This is a genomic window from Bradyrhizobium sp. SZCCHNGR1005, from assembly GCF_032489995.1.
In the GTDB taxonomy this organism is placed as follows: Bacteria; Pseudomonadota; Alphaproteobacteria; order Rhizobiales; family Xanthobacteraceae; genus Bradyrhizobium.
On record NZ_JAUEZC010000001.1, the window covers coordinates 355351 to 371001 of the forward strand.

At 64.9% G+C, this 15651-nt stretch carries 16 protein-coding genes; 8 read left to right on the plus strand and 8 right to left on the minus strand.

What is annotated here, in order from left to right:
* The first annotated feature begins 235 nt into the window (after positions 1-235).
* The 4 genes from dxs to QXZ85_RS01695 all read left to right on the plus strand — a co-directional run bounded on the left by dxs (position 236) and on the right by QXZ85_RS01695 (position 5036).
* The gene (dxs, locus tag QXZ85_RS01680; protein WP_315706960.1) at positions 236-2161 is read left to right on the plus strand and encodes a 1-deoxy-D-xylulose-5-phosphate synthase; all 1926 of its coding nucleotides are present in this window, start codon (positions 236-238) and stop codon (positions 2159-2161) included.
* Between the two features lie 30 nt (positions 2162-2191).
* Positions 2192-2752 (plus strand): nucleoside 2-deoxyribosyltransferase, encoded by a 561-nt coding sequence (locus QXZ85_RS01685; protein ID WP_315706959.1) that lies wholly within the window; start codon positions 2192-2194, stop codon positions 2750-2752.
* A 315-nt stretch (positions 2753-3067) separates the two neighbouring features.
* Complete coding sequence (locus tag QXZ85_RS01690) at positions 3068-3805, plus strand: TlyA family RNA methyltransferase (RefSeq protein WP_315741636.1); 738 nt, start codon at positions 3068-3070, stop codon at positions 3803-3805.
* On the plus strand, positions 3798-5036 hold the full coding sequence (locus QXZ85_RS01695) for a class I SAM-dependent RNA methyltransferase (RefSeq protein ID WP_315767441.1): 1239 nt from the start codon (positions 3798-3800) through the stop codon (positions 5034-5036). Before QXZ85_RS01690 ends, QXZ85_RS01695 begins: the two co-directional genes overlap by 8 nt.
* Positions 5037-5063: 27 nt before the next feature.
* Here QXZ85_RS01695 and QXZ85_RS01700 read toward each other — a convergent pair whose 3' ends face one another.
* Together QXZ85_RS01700 and QXZ85_RS01705 are read right to left on the minus strand one after the other, a co-directional pair.
* Positions 5064-5441, minus strand: coding sequence for a septal ring lytic transglycosylase RlpA family protein (locus QXZ85_RS01700; protein WP_315706956.1), 378 nt, complete (start codon positions 5439-5441; stop codon positions 5064-5066).
* 559 nt (positions 5442-6000) lie between these two features.
* Positions 6001-6861: a DUF1194 domain-containing protein gene (locus QXZ85_RS01705; protein WP_315706955.1), complete on the minus strand. Its 861-nt coding sequence runs from the start codon at positions 6859-6861 to the stop codon at positions 6001-6003.
* Between the two features lie 213 nt (positions 6862-7074).
* Here QXZ85_RS01705 and clpS point away from each other — a divergent pair, with 213 nt between their 5' ends.
* Complete coding sequence (gene clpS, locus QXZ85_RS01710; protein ID WP_315765078.1) at positions 7075-7392, plus strand: ATP-dependent Clp protease adapter ClpS; 318 nt, start codon at positions 7075-7077, stop codon at positions 7390-7392.
* A gap of 3 nt (positions 7393-7395) precedes the next feature.
* Here the strand turns inward: clpS and QXZ85_RS01715 are convergent, their stop codons facing one another.
* From QXZ85_RS01715 to fabI, 4 genes are all read right to left on the minus strand, one after another.
* Positions 7396-8577 carry an adenylate/guanylate cyclase domain-containing protein gene (locus QXZ85_RS01715; RefSeq protein WP_315706953.1) on the minus strand — a complete coding sequence of 394 codons (1182 nt, stop codon included), beginning with the start codon at positions 8575-8577 and terminating at the stop codon, positions 7396-7398.
* Between the two features lie 58 nt (positions 8578-8635).
* Entirely contained in the window at positions 8636-9721 is a 1086-nt protein-coding gene (gene aroC / locus QXZ85_RS01720) for a chorismate synthase (RefSeq protein ID WP_315741640.1), read from the minus strand.
* Positions 9722-9830: 109 nt separating this feature from the next.
* On the minus strand, positions 9831-10430 hold the full coding sequence (locus QXZ85_RS01725; RefSeq protein WP_315706951.1) for a histidine phosphatase family protein: 600 nt from the start codon (positions 10428-10430) through the stop codon (positions 9831-9833).
* Positions 10431-10442: 12 nt separating this feature from the next.
* Positions 10443-11261 carry an enoyl-ACP reductase FabI gene (gene fabI, locus QXZ85_RS01730; protein ID WP_315706950.1) on the minus strand — a complete coding sequence of 273 codons (819 nt, stop codon included), beginning with the start codon at positions 11259-11261 and terminating at the stop codon, positions 10443-10445.
* 198 nt (positions 11262-11459) lie between these two features.
* Between fabI and QXZ85_RS01735 the strand changes: the two genes are divergently transcribed.
* Together QXZ85_RS01735 and QXZ85_RS01740 are read left to right on the plus strand one after the other, a co-directional pair.
* Positions 11460-11948, plus strand: a complete 489-nt coding sequence (locus QXZ85_RS01735) for a sigma-70 family RNA polymerase sigma factor (RefSeq protein ID WP_315706949.1) — start codon at positions 11460-11462, stop codon at positions 11946-11948.
* Positions 11949-12051: 103 nt separating this feature from the next.
* On the plus strand, positions 12052-12822 hold the full coding sequence (locus QXZ85_RS01740) for an anti-sigma factor (protein WP_315766824.1): 771 nt from the start codon (positions 12052-12054) through the stop codon (positions 12820-12822).
* A 465-nt stretch (positions 12823-13287) separates the two neighbouring features.
* Here QXZ85_RS01740 and QXZ85_RS01745 read toward each other — a convergent pair whose 3' ends face one another.
* On the minus strand, positions 13288-14235 hold the full coding sequence (locus QXZ85_RS01745) for a DnaJ C-terminal domain-containing protein (RefSeq protein WP_315706947.1): 948 nt from the start codon (positions 14233-14235) through the stop codon (positions 13288-13290).
* Positions 14236-14345: 110 nt separating this feature from the next.
* On the minus strand, positions 14346-14708 hold the full coding sequence (locus QXZ85_RS01750) for an RT0821/Lpp0805 family surface protein (protein ID WP_315706946.1): 363 nt from the start codon (positions 14706-14708) through the stop codon (positions 14346-14348).
* Between the two features lie 164 nt (positions 14709-14872).
* On the opposite strand from QXZ85_RS01750, the gene pdxH reads away from it, so the two are divergent.
* Positions 14873-15523, plus strand: coding sequence for a pyridoxamine 5'-phosphate oxidase (pdxH, locus tag QXZ85_RS01755; protein WP_315766847.1), 651 nt, complete (start codon positions 14873-14875; stop codon positions 15521-15523).
* Positions 15524-15651: the final 128 nt, after the last annotated feature.

Sequence of the window (15651 nt, forward strand, 5' to 3'; positions counted from 1 at the left end):
CACGAGAAAATGAGCTGAACGCGACTTGGCGAAATGACGAGGACAATGACGCCGCCAAGAGTGATTTGCATCACATAGAGGGATCCGAAGCGCGGTTAGGCTTGTTCCGCGGCTTCGGCCCGCGCGGATGAGACCTGGATTCGACGTCCTGGATCCGACTTGGTGTCGCCGCCTGCTACGATGAACCCGTCTCACGTCGGCCCTTGAACCCGACCTGCAAAATTGGAATATCGCCGTGACCACATTTAGTAAAACGCCGCTTCTCGATACCATCAAGACACCGGACGATCTGCGTCGGCTCAAGGTGGAGCAGCTCCGGCAGGTGGCGGACGAGTTGCGTCAGGAGACGATCGACGCGGTTTCGGTGACGGGCGGCCATTTCGGTGCCGGCCTCGGCGTGGTCGAGCTGACCACGGCCATCCATTATGTTTTCGATACCCCGCGCGATCGCCTAATCTGGGACGTCGGCCATCAGGCCTATCCGCACAAGATCCTGACCGGCCGCCGCGACCGCATCCGCACCCTGCGCACGGGCGGCGGCCTCTCCGGCTTCACCAAGCGCGCCGAGAGCGACTACGATCCGTTCGGTGCGGCGCACTCCTCCACCTCGATTTCGGCGGGCCTCGGCATGGCGGTCGCCCGCGACCTCTCCGGCGGCAAGAACAACGTGATTGCCGTGATCGGCGACGGCGCGATGTCCGCCGGCATGGCCTACGAGGCCATGAACAATGCCGGCGCCATGAACTCGCGCCTGATCGTGATCCTCAACGACAACGACATGTCGATTGCGCCGCCCGTCGGCGCCATGTCCGCCTATCTGTCGCGGCTCTATTCTGGCAAGACCTACCGCACGCTGCGCGAGGCGGCGAAGCAGATCAACAAGCACCTGCCGAAGGTGCTGGCCAACCGCGCCAACCGCGTCGAGGAATATTCCCGCGGCTTCATGATGGACGGCGGCACACTGTTCGAGGAGCTCGGCTTCTATTACGTCGGCCCGATCGACGGCCATAATCTCGATCACCTGCTGCCGGTGCTGAAGAACGTCCGCGACATGGAGACCGGGCCGATCCTGGTCCACGTCGTTACCCAGAAGGGCAAGGGCTATCCGCCGGCGGAGGCCTCCGCCGACAAATATCACGCCGTGGTCAAGTTCGACGTCGCCACCGGCACCCAGGCGAAGGCCAAGCCGAACGCGCCGGCCTATCAGAACGTGTTTGGCCAGAGCCTGGTGAAAGAAGCAGAGAAGGACGACAAGGTCGTCGGCATCACCGCCGCGATGCCCTCCGGCACCGGCATCGACATCTTCGCCAAGGCGTTCCCGAAGCGCACATTCGACGTCGGTATCGCCGAGCAGCATGCGGTGACCTTCGCCGCAGGTCTTGCGGCTGAAGGCTACAAACCGTTCTGCGCGATCTACTCGACCTTCCTGCAGCGCGGCTACGACCAGATCGTGCACGACGTCGCGATCCAGAGCCTGCCGGTCCGCTTTGCCATCGACCGCGCCGGCCTGGTCGGCGCCGACGGTGCCACCCATGCCGGCTCGTTCGACAACGCCTATCTCGGCTGCCTGCCGAACATGGTGATCATGGCCGCCAGCGACGAAGCCGAACTCGTGCACATGGTGGCGACCCAGGTCGCGATCAACGATCGCCCGAGCGCGGTGCGCTATCCGCGCGGCGAAGGCCGCGGCGTCGAGATGCCGGAGTTCGGCGTTCCCCTGGAGATCGGCAAGGGCCGCATGATCCGACAGGGCAAGCAGATTGCGCTGCTCTCGTTCGGCACCCGTCTGGCCGAATGTGAGAAGGCGGCCGACGAACTCGCCGCCCTCGGACTATCGGCATCGATCGCGGATGCGCGCTTCATGAAGCCGCTCGACGAGGAGCTGGTCCTCAAGCTCGCCCGCGACCATGAGATCCTGATCACGATCGAGGAAGGCTCGATCGGCGGTTTCGGCTCGCATGTGATGCAGTTCCTGTCCGATCAAGGCATGCTCGACGGCGGGCTGAAGATGCGCTCCATGGTGCTGCCGGACGAATTCCTTGATCACGATACGCCGGCGGCGATGTATGCCCACGCCGGGCTCGACGCCAAGGGCATCGTGCGCAAGGTGTTCGAGGCGCTCGGCAAGGACTACAAGGCCGAGGTCGTCAAGCTCGCCTGAGCGCTGTCGCAGCGCGGCTTTGGGTGATCCATGAAGATCTATCTGGCAGGTCCCGACGTGTTCCTGCCGGATGCAGTCGAGGTCGGGCGCCAGAAGGTCGGAATTTGCGCCCGCCACGGCCTCTTCGGCCTCTATCCGCTCGACAACACAGTCGATCTGGCATCGGCCACGATCTCGCTCGATATCTTCCACGGCAACGCGGCGATGATGCATCAGGCCGACGCCATCATCGCCAATCTCACTCCGTTTCGCGGCCCTGGCGCCGATGCCGGCACCGTCTATGAGCTCGGCTACATGGCAGGCCGTGGCAAGCTCTGCCTCGGCTATTCCAACGATCCCTCCGTCTACGCCGAGCGCGCGCAGCGCTTCACGACCGTGATGACGCAAGGCAGCTTGCTGACGGATATCGAAGGCTTGGCGGTTGAAGATTTCGGGCTCAGCGACAATCTGATGATGATCCACGCGCTCGACCTGCATGGCTTTCCGCTGGTGACGCCGCGCGAACCGCCGGAGGATGTCTGGCACGATCTCGCGGCGTTCGAGATTTGCGTCAAGCTGGCAGCCGAGCGGCTGCTGGGCACGGATCCGTAGGGTGGGCGCGAGGCGTCAATTGCGATACGACCTAGGGAACGCCGGAAGCCACGCGCCTTTGCCCACCAACGCATCTCACTGTAGGGCATCATGCTCTTCACGATTCCTGCTGTCGTCCCTGCGAACGCAGGGACCCATAACCACAGGACGTTGTTTGTGGCAGACGAGTGGTTAGATCCCTTCCCGTCAACTGCGTCCTGTGGTTATGGGTCCCGGGTCGGCGCATCGACGCGCGATGCGCGTCGGTGCTTGCCCGGGACGACAGCGAATTTGGTGCGCGAGCTTCACAACTCATAAAAGCCGACCGATCAACTCATGCCCCCTCCTCGCAAACGCGCTGATCTCCTCTTGGTCGAACGCGGCCTGTTCGAGAGCCGCGCACGGGCGCAGGCCGCGATCGAGGCCGGCCTCGTCTTCGCCAACGCCAAGCAGGTCGCGAAGGCCTCCGAAACCATTCCGCTCGATGCTGATCTGCAGGCCGAGCCGGCGCATCCTTACGTCTCGCGTGGCGGCGTGAAGCTCGCCGGCGCGCTGGAGCGTTACCCGATCGAAATCGAGGATCACGTCTGCCTCGACGTCGGCGCCTCGACCGGCGGCTTCACCGAGGTCTTGCTCGCGAACGGCGCGGCGCTGGTGTTCGCCATCGACGTCGGCCGCGATCAGCTACATCCGTCGCTGCGGGAGCATCCGCGGATCGTCTCGATGGAGACGACCGACATCCGCTCTTTCGAAGGCAAGCGGCTGCCGCAGCGGCCCGACGTGGTCGTGATCGACGTCAGCTTCATCTCGCTGAAGCTGGTCTTGCCGGTCGCGCTGTCGCTTGCGGCCTCGCCGATGAGCCTGCTCGCGCTGATCAAGCCGCAATTCGAGGCCAAGGGCGCCCATGGCAAGGGCGGCATCATCCGCGATCCGGCCGTACACCAAGAGGTCTGCGACGATATCGCCGCCTTCGCCGCCTCGCTCGGCTGCACCGGGATCGAGGTGTTTCCTTCGCCGATCACCGGCGGCGACGGCAATGCCGAATTCTTCCTTGGAGCGCGGCGCCATGGTTGAGCGGCTCCTGATCGATCATGTCGGCCATCGCGGCGATGGCGTCTCGCTCACCGACGGTGAAGCGCTTTACGTGCCCTATACGTTGGGAGGCGAAACGGTCGAAGCCGCCGATATCCCCGGCCATCCCGACCGGCGCAAGCTGCTCGCCGTGGAGACCCCGAGCCCCGAGCGGATCACCCCCTTCTGCCCACATTTCGGCGTCTGTGGCGGCTGCGCCATCCAGCATTGGCAGGTGGATGCGTATCAGGCTTGGAAGCGCAATCTCGTGGTCGAGACGTTGAGGGCCGCCAAGGTCGATTGCGACGTCGGAGCTTTGGTCGACGCGCACGGCGCCGGCCGCCGCCGCGCCACCTTCCATGCGCGGATGGGCACGCACGAGGTGCTGAGGGTCGGCTTCTCGGCCGCCAACAGCCACGACATCATCCCGATCGATCGCTGCCCCATCCTTGATCCTGGCCTCGATGGCGCGTTGGAAGCCGCATGGGCCTTGACCGAAGCGCTCAAGCCGACCGGCAAGCCGCTCGACATCCAGGCCACCGCCACCAATAACGGCCTCGACGTCGACATCCGCGGCTCCGGTCCACTGCCGTCGCCGCGGATCACGGCGCTGTCTGTCGTCGCCGAGCAGCACCGGCTGGCGCGGCTGACGCGTCATGGCGAACTGGTGCTGATGCGCAATGCACCGGTCATCAGCATCGGCGCGGCGCAGGTGACGCTGCCGCCGGGCTCGTTCCTGCAGGCGACCGTGGCCGGCGAAGAGACCCTGGCGAAGCTGGTGGGCGAGCGGATCGGCCGCGCCAAACACGTCGCTGACCTGTTTTGCGGCGTCGGACCGTTCGCGCTGCGGCTGGCGTCGACCGCGCGGGTCACCGCACTCGACAGCGATGCCGCTGCGGTGATGTCGCTGCAGAAAGCGTCGGCGAATACGCCCGGCTTGAAGCCGATCAAAGCCGAGACACGGGACCTGTTCCGCCGCCCCCTGATGCCGCAGGAGCTGCGCGATTTCGACGCCGTCGTGTTCGATCCGCCGCGCCAGGGCGCGCAGGCCCAGGCGAAGCAGCTAGCGGCAAGCAAGGTCCCTGTGGTGGTTGCCGTGTCCTGCAACGTCACCACGTTCGCGCGCGACGTCAGGCTATTGATCGACGGCGGCTACAGGCTCGAGACCGTGATGCCGGTCGATCAGTTCCGCCATACGCCGCACGTCGAGCTGGTGGCGCGACTGGTGCGTTGAGCGCGCGGGCTCCTCGCCCCAGGCGCTTCACCGCACCACGTCGAGCTTCACATTGGCGACGCCGGAATGGGTCATGCCGAGCGCTTCGGCCGCCGAGTAGGACACGTCGACCACCCGTCCCTTCACGAACGGGCCGCGATCATTGACGCGCACGACCACCGACTTTCCGGTGGTGACGTTGGTGACCTGCAGGCGCGTGCCGAACGGCAGGCTGGGATGCGCCGCCGTCAGCTCATGCGGATCGAATCTCTCGCCGCTCGCGGTCTGCTGTTCCTCCGTATAGAAGCTCGCAACGCCGCGTAAGCCGCCGGGCGCGGCGACGACGGTGCGCTTCTCCGGCTCGCGGAGGCGCACGATCGAAGCCCGGGCAACGTGGCGAACCTCCCGGTGCGGCGGCTCGAGCATGGCCTGCCTGGGGGGAGCAGCAAGCCCCGCCTGCCTGCTGACGACCGATGATTGCGCGCACGCTGCAAGGGAGACTGCAAGCAGACCGACGGCTGCCGCCTGCGTCAGCTTGCGGCCGACCTGGCCGCGAGCGAGATCCGGCGCCCGGCCGGCTGGAGCGCGATCGGATCGGGTCGAACCGCTATCGCGCTCGAGATGGTCGACTGAACATGATCTCTTTCGGAAAGCCGCATCGCGCCCTTCCAGATCATGCACTGGGCCACAGTTGACCCCAAAGTTCCTGTCGTCACGGTCGATAGTACGCATGTTCTATGCGCCTCCGCCCCAGCGAGGCCAAGGTCGCCAACAGATCAGGGCAGCATCGTGGCACGAGAACAGAACCGCCGCACAACCTACGGTTTTTAGCCTTGGGTGTGTCTTTGATGTGACATGTTCCGGGCCAAAGGCTGAGCCAGCGCTCGCGCGCAGCTTCCGCACGTCCGGATCGCGCGATGGCCGCGGCGCTCACCCGCGAGTTCGTGGCAGAAGCGGCCTTGACATGAGCTCCGCCGGGGACCCCCTACCGCCCCCACCTGTCCTGCCAGATCTTCTCGCCGATGGTGCAGGACACCCGTGGCTCCCTCGGCTCGTCGGCGACCGGCACGATGTGGCGCTCGGGTATACGACCGGCGACTTCCATCAACAGCTTGGTGCGGATCGCCTCTTTGAATTCTTCCCGGCTCTTGATCGGTATCACGAAGGAGCCCGTGCCGCCGGTGACACAGTCCTTGTAGTACAGATCGAGATTCTCGATATCCATCGTCGAGAAGGACGGCTCCTTCACCATGACGGGCAAGCCGTTGATCACGATGCCTTTGGAAACAGCTTCATCGCGCGCGATCGTGACCGGCCCGCCGCTGTTGTTGGGCCCGTCGCCGGAAATGTCGATGACCCGCCGCAATCCCCGATAGGGATCTTCATCGAACAGCGGCATCGCGAAATTGATCGCCCCCGAGATCGACGTGCGCGAGGCGCGGCGGATCGGCGTCTTCATGATCTCCGCTGATACGGCATCCGCGCTCTCCGGCCCCTCGATCAAGCGCCAGGGAATGATGATCTTCTGGTCGCCGGAGGCCGCCCATTCGAAATAGGTGATGGCAATGCGTCCGTTCGGACCGTTCTTCAGCGCCTGCAGGAATTCCTTCGAGGCGATCGCCTGGGCGTAGCCTTCGCGCTGGATCGCGAGCTCATCGAGGTCCATCGAATAGGAGACATCGACCGCAAGAATGAGTTCAACGTCGACGCTGCCCGCTTCTTTCTCATTCAGTTGCTGCGGTTGCTGGGTCGGCTGCGCCCTGGGGGCCGCGCTGACCTGTACGACGTCCCCCCAGTCCAGCACGCCCATGACGCACAGGGTTCCGATCGAAATCCACCAGCGCATGCCGCCCTCCAATCGTATGGAGGGATGGTGACATGCAATCCGCCGACGGCAAGGTGGGAACGAGCGGCCCCATTCACATTCGAGTTAGCTCTGTCATACCGGATGCCGGCAATAAAGCAGGCATGCCGGGCTGACCTGCAACCCCGTAGTTCCCCGGCCGAGTCGGAAACTGTATGGTCGACCGGTCCTTTCACCAGGATGGGTGCCGCTGGAATGAATGACGCTGTCACCAAGCCGGAGACGAAGGTCAGGACCAGGGTTCGGACCAAGGTCGAGCGCCCGCGTCTCTACAAGGTGATCCTGGTCAATGACGACTTCACGCCCCGTGAGTTCGTCGTCTCGGTGCTGAAGGCGGAATTCCGCATGACCGAGGACGAGGCCTACAAGGTGATGATCACGGCGCACCAGCGCGGCGTCTGCGTGGTCGCCGTCTTCACCAAGGACGTGGCCGAGACCAAGGCGACGCGCGCCACCGACGCCGGCCGTGCGAAAGGCTATCCGCTGCTGTTCACCACCGAGCCGGAGGAATAACAGCTAAGCTGCGGCCTCCTCGCGCAATCCGAACACTTTTTGCTCGGTCGAGAAGCCAGCGATCGGAAATGCGCCGAGCTCGATCCAGTCTTCACCGGACACCCCGGCGAACGTCTCCGAGGCCACGATGGTGCGCTTCAGCCGCGAGGTGAGCTTTTCCAGGCGTGCAGCGAGGTTCACCGCCGGACCGATGCAAGTAAAATCGAGACGGTTGCCGCCGCCGATATTGCCGTAGAGCAATTTGCCGACGTGCAGCGCCACGCCGAAGCGGAAGCGCTCGATCGTATCTCCGACTGAGTATTCGAGCGCGGCGACGCTTGCGCGCGAGGCACGCGCGGCGGCAAGCACGCGAGCGCAGACCTCCGCAGGATCGCCGTCCCGCTCGGCGATCGGAAACACCGCGAGCAGACCATCGCCCATGAACTTCAGCACCTCGCCGCCCTGCTCTCCGATCGCGGCGACCTGGCAATCGAAATAATGATTGAGGATCTCGACGACGGTCTCGGCCGGCAGCCGGTCGGACAGCGACGTGAAGCCACGCAGGTCCGACAGCCAGATCGCCGCATGCATCGTATCGGCGTGGCCACGACGGATCTGGCCGCCGAGAATGCGCTCGCCGGCGCGGTTACCGACATAGGTGTCGAGCAGCATCGCGGCGGTCCGCTGCAGTGTCACAATCTCGATGTTGCGCGCGAGCGCCGGAAGTACCGCGCGGATCGCCTGCATGTGCACGTCGGTGAAACCGCCCGGGCATCTGGTGGTCCAGCTCGACGCGTTCACCGAGCCATCGTGGAACGCCAGAGGCAGGGCGATATAGTCGGTCCCGCCTTCGGCGCGCAGGTCCAGCAGAAGAGGAAATCGCTCCGCATCGGGAGAGGTCGGATCCATCCTGAATTCGCCGCTGCGCTCGAACACCGCCGAGAGCGGGCTCGTCCTGAACATCGGCGATTCCAGGAAGCTGAAGTCGACGCTGCCGACTTGGACCTCCGCACCCGGGCGCCAGATCAGATTGCGGCCGAGAATCTCTGGGTGCAGGGTGCGGACGAAGATGCCGGTCCGCCATAGCGGCACGCCCAGAGCCACCATGCGTTCGCAGAAGGCAGACATCATCTGCTCGGGCGTCACGGAAGTGTGCGCGCCATCGATCAGCCAGTCCTTGATGTCCTGTAGTTTGGATACGTCCATGCGCCGAACATTAAGCGAGCGACAAGCTGCCGGCAAACGGCCGTCGCTGCGCGAGCAGCTATCCGACCTGGCCACGATGACGCAGCAGATGGTCGGCGAGCACGCAGGCCATCATCGCTTCGCCCACCGGCACCGCGCGGATGCCGACGCAGGGGTCGTGCCGGCCCTTGGTCAAGATCTCGGTCTCGTTGCCCTGGCGATCGACGGTGCGGCGGGGGTTGAGGATCGACGAGGTCGGCTTCACCGCAAAGCGCACCACGATCGGCTGCCCCGTGGCGATGCCGCCGAGGACGCCGCCGGCATGGTTGGACAGAAAGCGCGTGCCGTCATTGCCGGAGCGCATCTCGTCGGCATTCTCCTCGCCCGTGAGTTCGGCCGCGGCAAAGCCGGCGCCGATCTCGACGCCCTTGACGGCATTGATGCTCATCATCGCCGCCGCGAGGTCGGCATCGAGCTTGCCGTAGAGTGGCGCGCCCAGGCCGGCCGGCACGCCTTCGGCAACGATTTCCAGAACTGCGCCGATCGAGGAGCCGCTCTTCCTGATGCCGTCGAGATAATCTTCGAAGAACGCCGCCTTGTCCTTGTCGGGGCAGAAGAACGGATTGCGCGCGACCTCGTCCCAATCCCATTTGGCACGGTCGATCTTGTGCGGGCCCATCTGCACCAGCGCGCCGCGCACCTTCACATCGGGCAGGATCTTGCGGGCGATCGCACCGGCCGCGACGCGCGTCGCCGTCTCGCGCGCCGAGGAGCGGCCGCCGCCCCGATAATCGCGCAGGCCGTATTTGGCTTCGTAGGTGAAGTCGGCGTGGCCCGGTCGAAACTTGTCCTTGATCTCGGAATAGTCCTTCGAGCGCTGGTCGGTGTTCTCGATCAGCAGCGCAATCGGCGTGCCGGTGGTCACCTGCACACCGGTTTCGGGATGAACCATCACGCCGGACAGGATCTTCACCTGGTCCGGCTCCTGGCGCTGGGTCGTGAAACGCGACTGGCCCGGACGGCGGCGGTCGAGATCGTGCTGGATCTCCTCAGCGGTCAGCGGAATGCGCGGCGGGCAGCCGTCGACGACGCAGCCGATCGCCACCCCATGGCTCTCGCCGAAGGTGGTGACGCGGAACATGTGGCCGAAGGTGTTGAAGGACATGAGCGGATCTACCAATCAGCAAACCGTCGTTCCGGGATGGTCCGAAGGACCAGACCCGGAACCTCGAGATTCCGGGTTCGATGCTGCGCATCGCTCCGGATGACATGAACTAACTAAACTTCTCGAACCCGTCCGGGCCGAACACATAGACCGCACCCTGCTGGATCGGCAGATCGACCGCGCGCTGCGGCGTCGCGAAGCCGAGCGCCACCATCAGCGCCCGCGCCGTGCCGCCGTGCGCAACCGCGACGGTATCGGCGTCAAGCGTATCGTACCATTGCCGCACCCGCTGCTCGACATCAGCATAGGTCTCGCCGCCCTCCGGCGCCAGGGTCCATTTCTCGGTCAGCCGCTGGGCGTAGAAGACGGGATCCGCAGCCTCCATCTCCGGCAGCGTGAAGCCTTCCCATTTGCCGTAGCCGATCTCGCGCAGCCGCGGATCGAGCGCATAGTCTTCCGGGGGAAGCTGCAGCGTCCGGCGCACCAGCTCCATGGTCGCCCTGGCCCGGCCCAGCGGGCTCGCCACGAAGGGCAGCCTCGCGAGTTCGTGGCCATTCCGCCCGGCGAGCTCGCTGAGGATATTGCCGGCCTGAACCGCCTGCACCCGGCCGAGATCGTTCAGCGGAATGTCCTGCGTGCCCTGCAGCCGGCCCAGCGCATTCCATTCCGTCTCGCCGTGGCGGATGTAGTAGATCGTCGGCGCAGGCATTGCGGCTTGACGTCAGTCCTTTGCGAGCGACATGTCCGGCGCGTCCGGACGCTTCATGCCCAGCACGTTGTAGCCGGCATCGACATAATGCACCTCGCCGGTGACGCCGCGGGCGAGATCCGAGAGGAAATAGAGCGCGCTGTCACCCACCTCCTCGATCGTCACGTTGCGACGGAGCGGCGCGTTGACCTCGTTCCACTTCAGCAGGTAGCGGGAATCCGCGATGCCCGCGAAGGCCAGCGTCTTGATCGGGCCGGCCGAGATCGCGTTGACGCGTATGTTCTTCTCGCCGAGATCCACGGCAAGATAGCGCACGCTCGCCTCCAGCGCCGCCTTGGCGACGCCCATCACGTTGTAATGCGGCATCCACTTCTCGGCGCCGTAATAGGTCAGCGTGATGATCGAGCCGCCGTCGGTCATCAGCTTCTCGGCGCGCTGGGCGATCGCAGTCAGCGAGTAGCAGCTGATCAGCATGGTCTTGGAGAAATTGTCGGCCGTGGTCTCGATGTAGCGGCCGTCGAGCTGGTCCTTGTCGGAGAAGGCGATCGCGTGCACGACGAAATCGATCTTGCCCCATTTCTCCTTCACCACGTCGAACACCGCATCGATCGTGGCCGCATCGGTGACGTCGCAATGGCCGAGCATGAGAGCGCCGAGCTCCTGCGCCAAGGGCTCGACCCGCTTCTTCAAGGCGTCCCCCTGGTAGGTCAGCGCGATCTCCGCGCCCGCCGCGCGCGCCGCTTTGGCGATTCCCCAGGCGATCGAGCGGTTATTGGCGACGCCGAGAACAACCCCGCGCTTGCCCTGCATCAGACCTGAATTTTGCGGCATCCGGCTTCTCATCGAATTGGTTAAGCAGTGGACGTACACCACCGGTTTGGCCCGGTATAGCCCCTTTCGAAGGCTCGGCGGCATAGTCCTGCCCCGATCTGCCGGTCGGAATAGGCCCGTCATGCCGGGGTTATGCTGGCTGGGGCGCGGCACGATCGAAGGCTGTGCCGCAGGAACGACAGCCGAGAGATCTTTGCGATGAGCCCGTTTCGCCAGAGTGTGGAAGCGATGATACCGGCGCTGCGCCGTTACGCCCGCGCGCTGGCCCGCGACGCAGATGCCGCCGACGACCTGGTGCAGGATACGCTGGTGCGCGCGCTGCGCGCTGAACGGCTGTTTCTCGGCGGCGACATCAGAAGCTGGCTCTACACCATCCTGACCAACCTCAACAAGAACCGGCGCCGCTCGCTAGCGCGGCGGCCGTATTTCCTGCCCTTGCAAGACGATAATCCGGACGCCAGCGGCACCGAGGCGGAAGGCCGCGACATCGAACGCGCGCTGTCGACCCTGGTCGAGGAACAGCGCGCCGCGCTCGTGCTCGTGGTGTTGGAGGGACTGAGCTATCGCGAGGTCGCCGAAATCCAGGGGGTTCCGATCGGCACAGTGATGTCGCGGCTGGCCCGCGCCCGGGGCCATGTGCGCGCGGTGCTGGACGGCGAACGCCCGGCGCTGCGGAGGATCAAATGACGGCCGCGCTGCTGACTGCCGACGCCATCGCTGTGGCCAGCCTGGAGCCGATCGCCCCGGGCTGCAAGATCGCCACGCCTTCGACTGAAGTGAGACGACGACAATGACCGATCCGAAGATTCCCATCACGGAAGACGAGCTGCATGCCTATGTCGATGGCGAGCTGCCGACGGAACGCCGTGGCGACGTCGAAGCCTGGCTCGCGACACATCCGGAGGACGCCGAGCGGGTGCAGTCGTGGCGCGCGGTCGCGGATGCGCTGCATGCGCGCTACGATGCGGTGGCCAACGAGCCGGTGCCGCCGCGGCTCGAACTGGAGCGGCTGCAGCGGCCGCCACGCAAATGGCTGTATGGTGCAATCGCCGCAAGCTTTGCCGCTTTTGCCATGGGTGGCGCGACTGGCTGGATCGCGCATGACGTCACGGCGTCGCCCTCCGCGTTCCAGGCGTTCACCGGCGATGCACTCGAAGCGCACCGGCTGTATGTGGTCGAGGTCCGCCATCCGGTCGAAGTACCCGGCGACGAGAAGGCGCATCTGCAGCAATGGCTGACCCGCCGCTGCGGGCGGACGGTGCATGCGCCGGAGCTCGAATCCAGCGGGTTGAAGCTGGTCGGCGGACGGCTGCTGCCGGGGCCATCGGGACCTGCGTCGTTCCTGATGTATGAAAGCACCTCCGGCGAACGTTTCACCATCTATGCAACCAGGACGACAACCGACGCGACGCAGATGCGCTACACCCGCGAGGGCACTAACGGCGCACTGTCCTGGGCTGACCGCGGCGTCGGCTATGTCGTAATCGGCGGCAATGACCGTGGACGTCTAACAGAGGTTGCGCGCGCGGTTTACGATCAAGCCGAACGCAGTGGCGGATAGCGCGCATGAGCTATCATCCACACGCGATAAGCGAGATCGCGATTCGCGATTCCGACGCTTCCGAGAAGCAGTTGCCCCGCATCGTACTTGCGATCGCTGAAGTGGAGGGATCGGCGTACTAAGACAGCAGGATGACACGCGAAGGTCGCGTCCAAATTCGGTCATCGAAAATCTGGAATGAGGCCACCGACGCGTCTCAATATCGTACCGAATACTCACGAAAAAATGAGGAGCGTTCGATCCGCCGATCGACGCGTCAGCGGCCTCGATTGGGGTTTTGCACCGCGCTGGTCCCCCTCTCGAGGCCGCACTTTTTTTTGCCCCTCGCAATATCGCCTTGTCACCGTTCCGCGTGCGCTGGCACGCGCGCGGAACGCCGCAGCAAAGCGGCACCCGCAGGTGATCTCATTTGATTGACGAAGACGTCGCGGCCGCGGCGTCTGCATCCAGGCACCGCGACCAGTGTTACGAAAGATTGCTACGCGGGTTGTAGGGGTGGCGATCGCGCCACTTGGTCATCAGGGCCTCGAGATCCGCATCGTTGCCGTCGGGGAGCATGATGCGGGTCGTGACGAACAGGTCGCCGCTTCCGCCGCTCTTCGGCAGGCCCTTGCCCTTGAGGCGGAAGGTCCGTCCGCTCGACGTATTCTTCGGGATCGACAATTCGACCGCGCTGCCCAGCGTCGGCACCCGCACCTTGGCCCCGAGCACCGCTTCGTACAGCGTGATCGGCAGATCGAGCCGGATGTCGCTGCCTTCGACCTTGAAATACGGATGCGGCGCGATCTGGATCGAGATCAGAAGGTCGCCCGGCTTATGGCCCGGCACTGTCTCGCCCTGCCCCTTGAGCCGGATCTGCTGGCCGGCGGCAACACCGGCCGGAATCTTGACGTTCAGTTCGCGCCCCGAGGGCAGCCGCACCCGCTTCTCGCCGCCATTGACCGCTTCCTCCAGCGTCACGGTCATCGCGACGTTGAGGTCAAGGTCGAGGCCTACGCCACCGGGTTCGAACTCAAACGGACTGCCGCCGGCGCGCGCACCGCGCGGGGCGCCGCCGAACATGCTGTTGAGAATGTCCTCGAAGCCGCCCGCACCGCCGCCAGGCCCACCGCCGCCGCGGAAGCTGTAGCTCTCGAAGCCGCCCGGTCCGGCCCGCCCGGCTCCACCGCCCGGAAAGCCCTGGAAGCGCGGCTTGCCTTCGGCATCGATCTCGCCCCGGTCGAACTGCTTGCGCTTCTCCTCATCCCCGAGGATCTCGTTCGCGGTATTGATCTCGGAAAATTTGGCCGACGCCTTCGGATCGTTCTTGTTGCTGTCGGGATGGTGCTTCTTGGCGAGCTTACGATAAGCGCTCTTGATGGCCGCAGCGCTAGCGCTCCGCGGCACCCCCAAGACCTCATAGGGGTCGCGCATCCGTCACGTCTCCTTACAGAAAATCAGATACTAACCTATGGGCTCCCCGCCCGCTTTGCATTTCATCTGGGGTTTCCGTTGTATTTTTGCAACGGGTTCCCGTAGATGAGCTAACTTTGCTGCCAGAGCTTCAGGCTTTGGATGCGCCAGCGGCCGCGTTCGATCCGGCAGGCGGACCCCTGCAGCCAGCGCTCCGTCCTGCCGTTGACATAGCTTGCCAGGAAATCGCGGCAAGTCCGGCCGTCATCACTGGTGTAGACCTTCGCAATCGGCGTCACCGAGCCACGGGCCCCGGTCTGCGGATTATGCCAGGGCTGGCTGGAATCCTTGTCCCCCTTGGTCAGCACGTCGGAGGCGGCATTGCGGGCAAACGCCAGATCGCCGTCGGTCGGCTCGACCGCCGCCGGCGCGCTGATCGATCCCGTGACAGGAGCCTCCTCCATCCTGGCGAATGCGGTCTCGGGGCGAGACATGGCGCAGCCGCCGGCGGAGAGCCCGATCAGAATCAGTGTAAGCGCGGTGCCGGCGGAGCCGATCGTCGATAGGCCAAACCGAGCCGATGCCCTATATAGGGCCGGAACAGACCGGCACTGCGCGCTCTTGGCCGCGAGTGAACGCAAAACTCGGACTCCCCTCCATGACCGACCCCACGACCATCAAACACCAGACAACCTTAACATCGGGTCACTCCGCCGATTTCACGCAGGCGGGCGAGCCATTTGCGCTGTTTGCCGGGTGGTTTGCCGAGGCAGCCAAAAGCGAGCCGAACGATCCCAACGCGATGGCGCTCGCCACCGTCGACGACACCGGCCTGCCGGATGTCCGCATGGTGCTGATGAAGGGCTATGACGAAGCCGGCTTCGTGTTCTACAGCCACAAGGCCAGCCAGAAAGGCCGCGAACTCGCCGCAAACCCTAAGGCGGCTTTACTGTTTCACTGGAAGTCGCTGCGCCGGCAGGTGCGGATCCGGGGCCCCGTCGTACCGGTGACGGACCAGGAAGCGGATGCCTATTTCGCCACCCGCCCGAAGCAGGCGCAGCTCGGCGCGTGGGCCAGCAAGCAGTCGGAACCGCTGGAGAGCCGCTTCGCCTTCGAGCAGGCCATCGCCAAGGTCGCCACGCAATACATCATCGGCGACGTGCCGCGCCCACCCGGCTGGAGCGGCTGGCGCATCACGCCGCTGCGGATGGAATTCTGGCACGACCGTCCATTTCGCCTGCACGACCGGATCGAATTCCGCCGCGATGCGCCGGATCAGGGATGGACGAAGGTAAGGATGTATCCGTAGCCGCAACGTCATGGCCGGACCGATCATCAAGCCCGGCCATCCACGTCTTAGACACGAACACCAAGGCGCAGATGACTGCGCCTCCGCCACGCCGAAGGGACTGCGGTCCCGCAGGCGTGCTCAAGCCC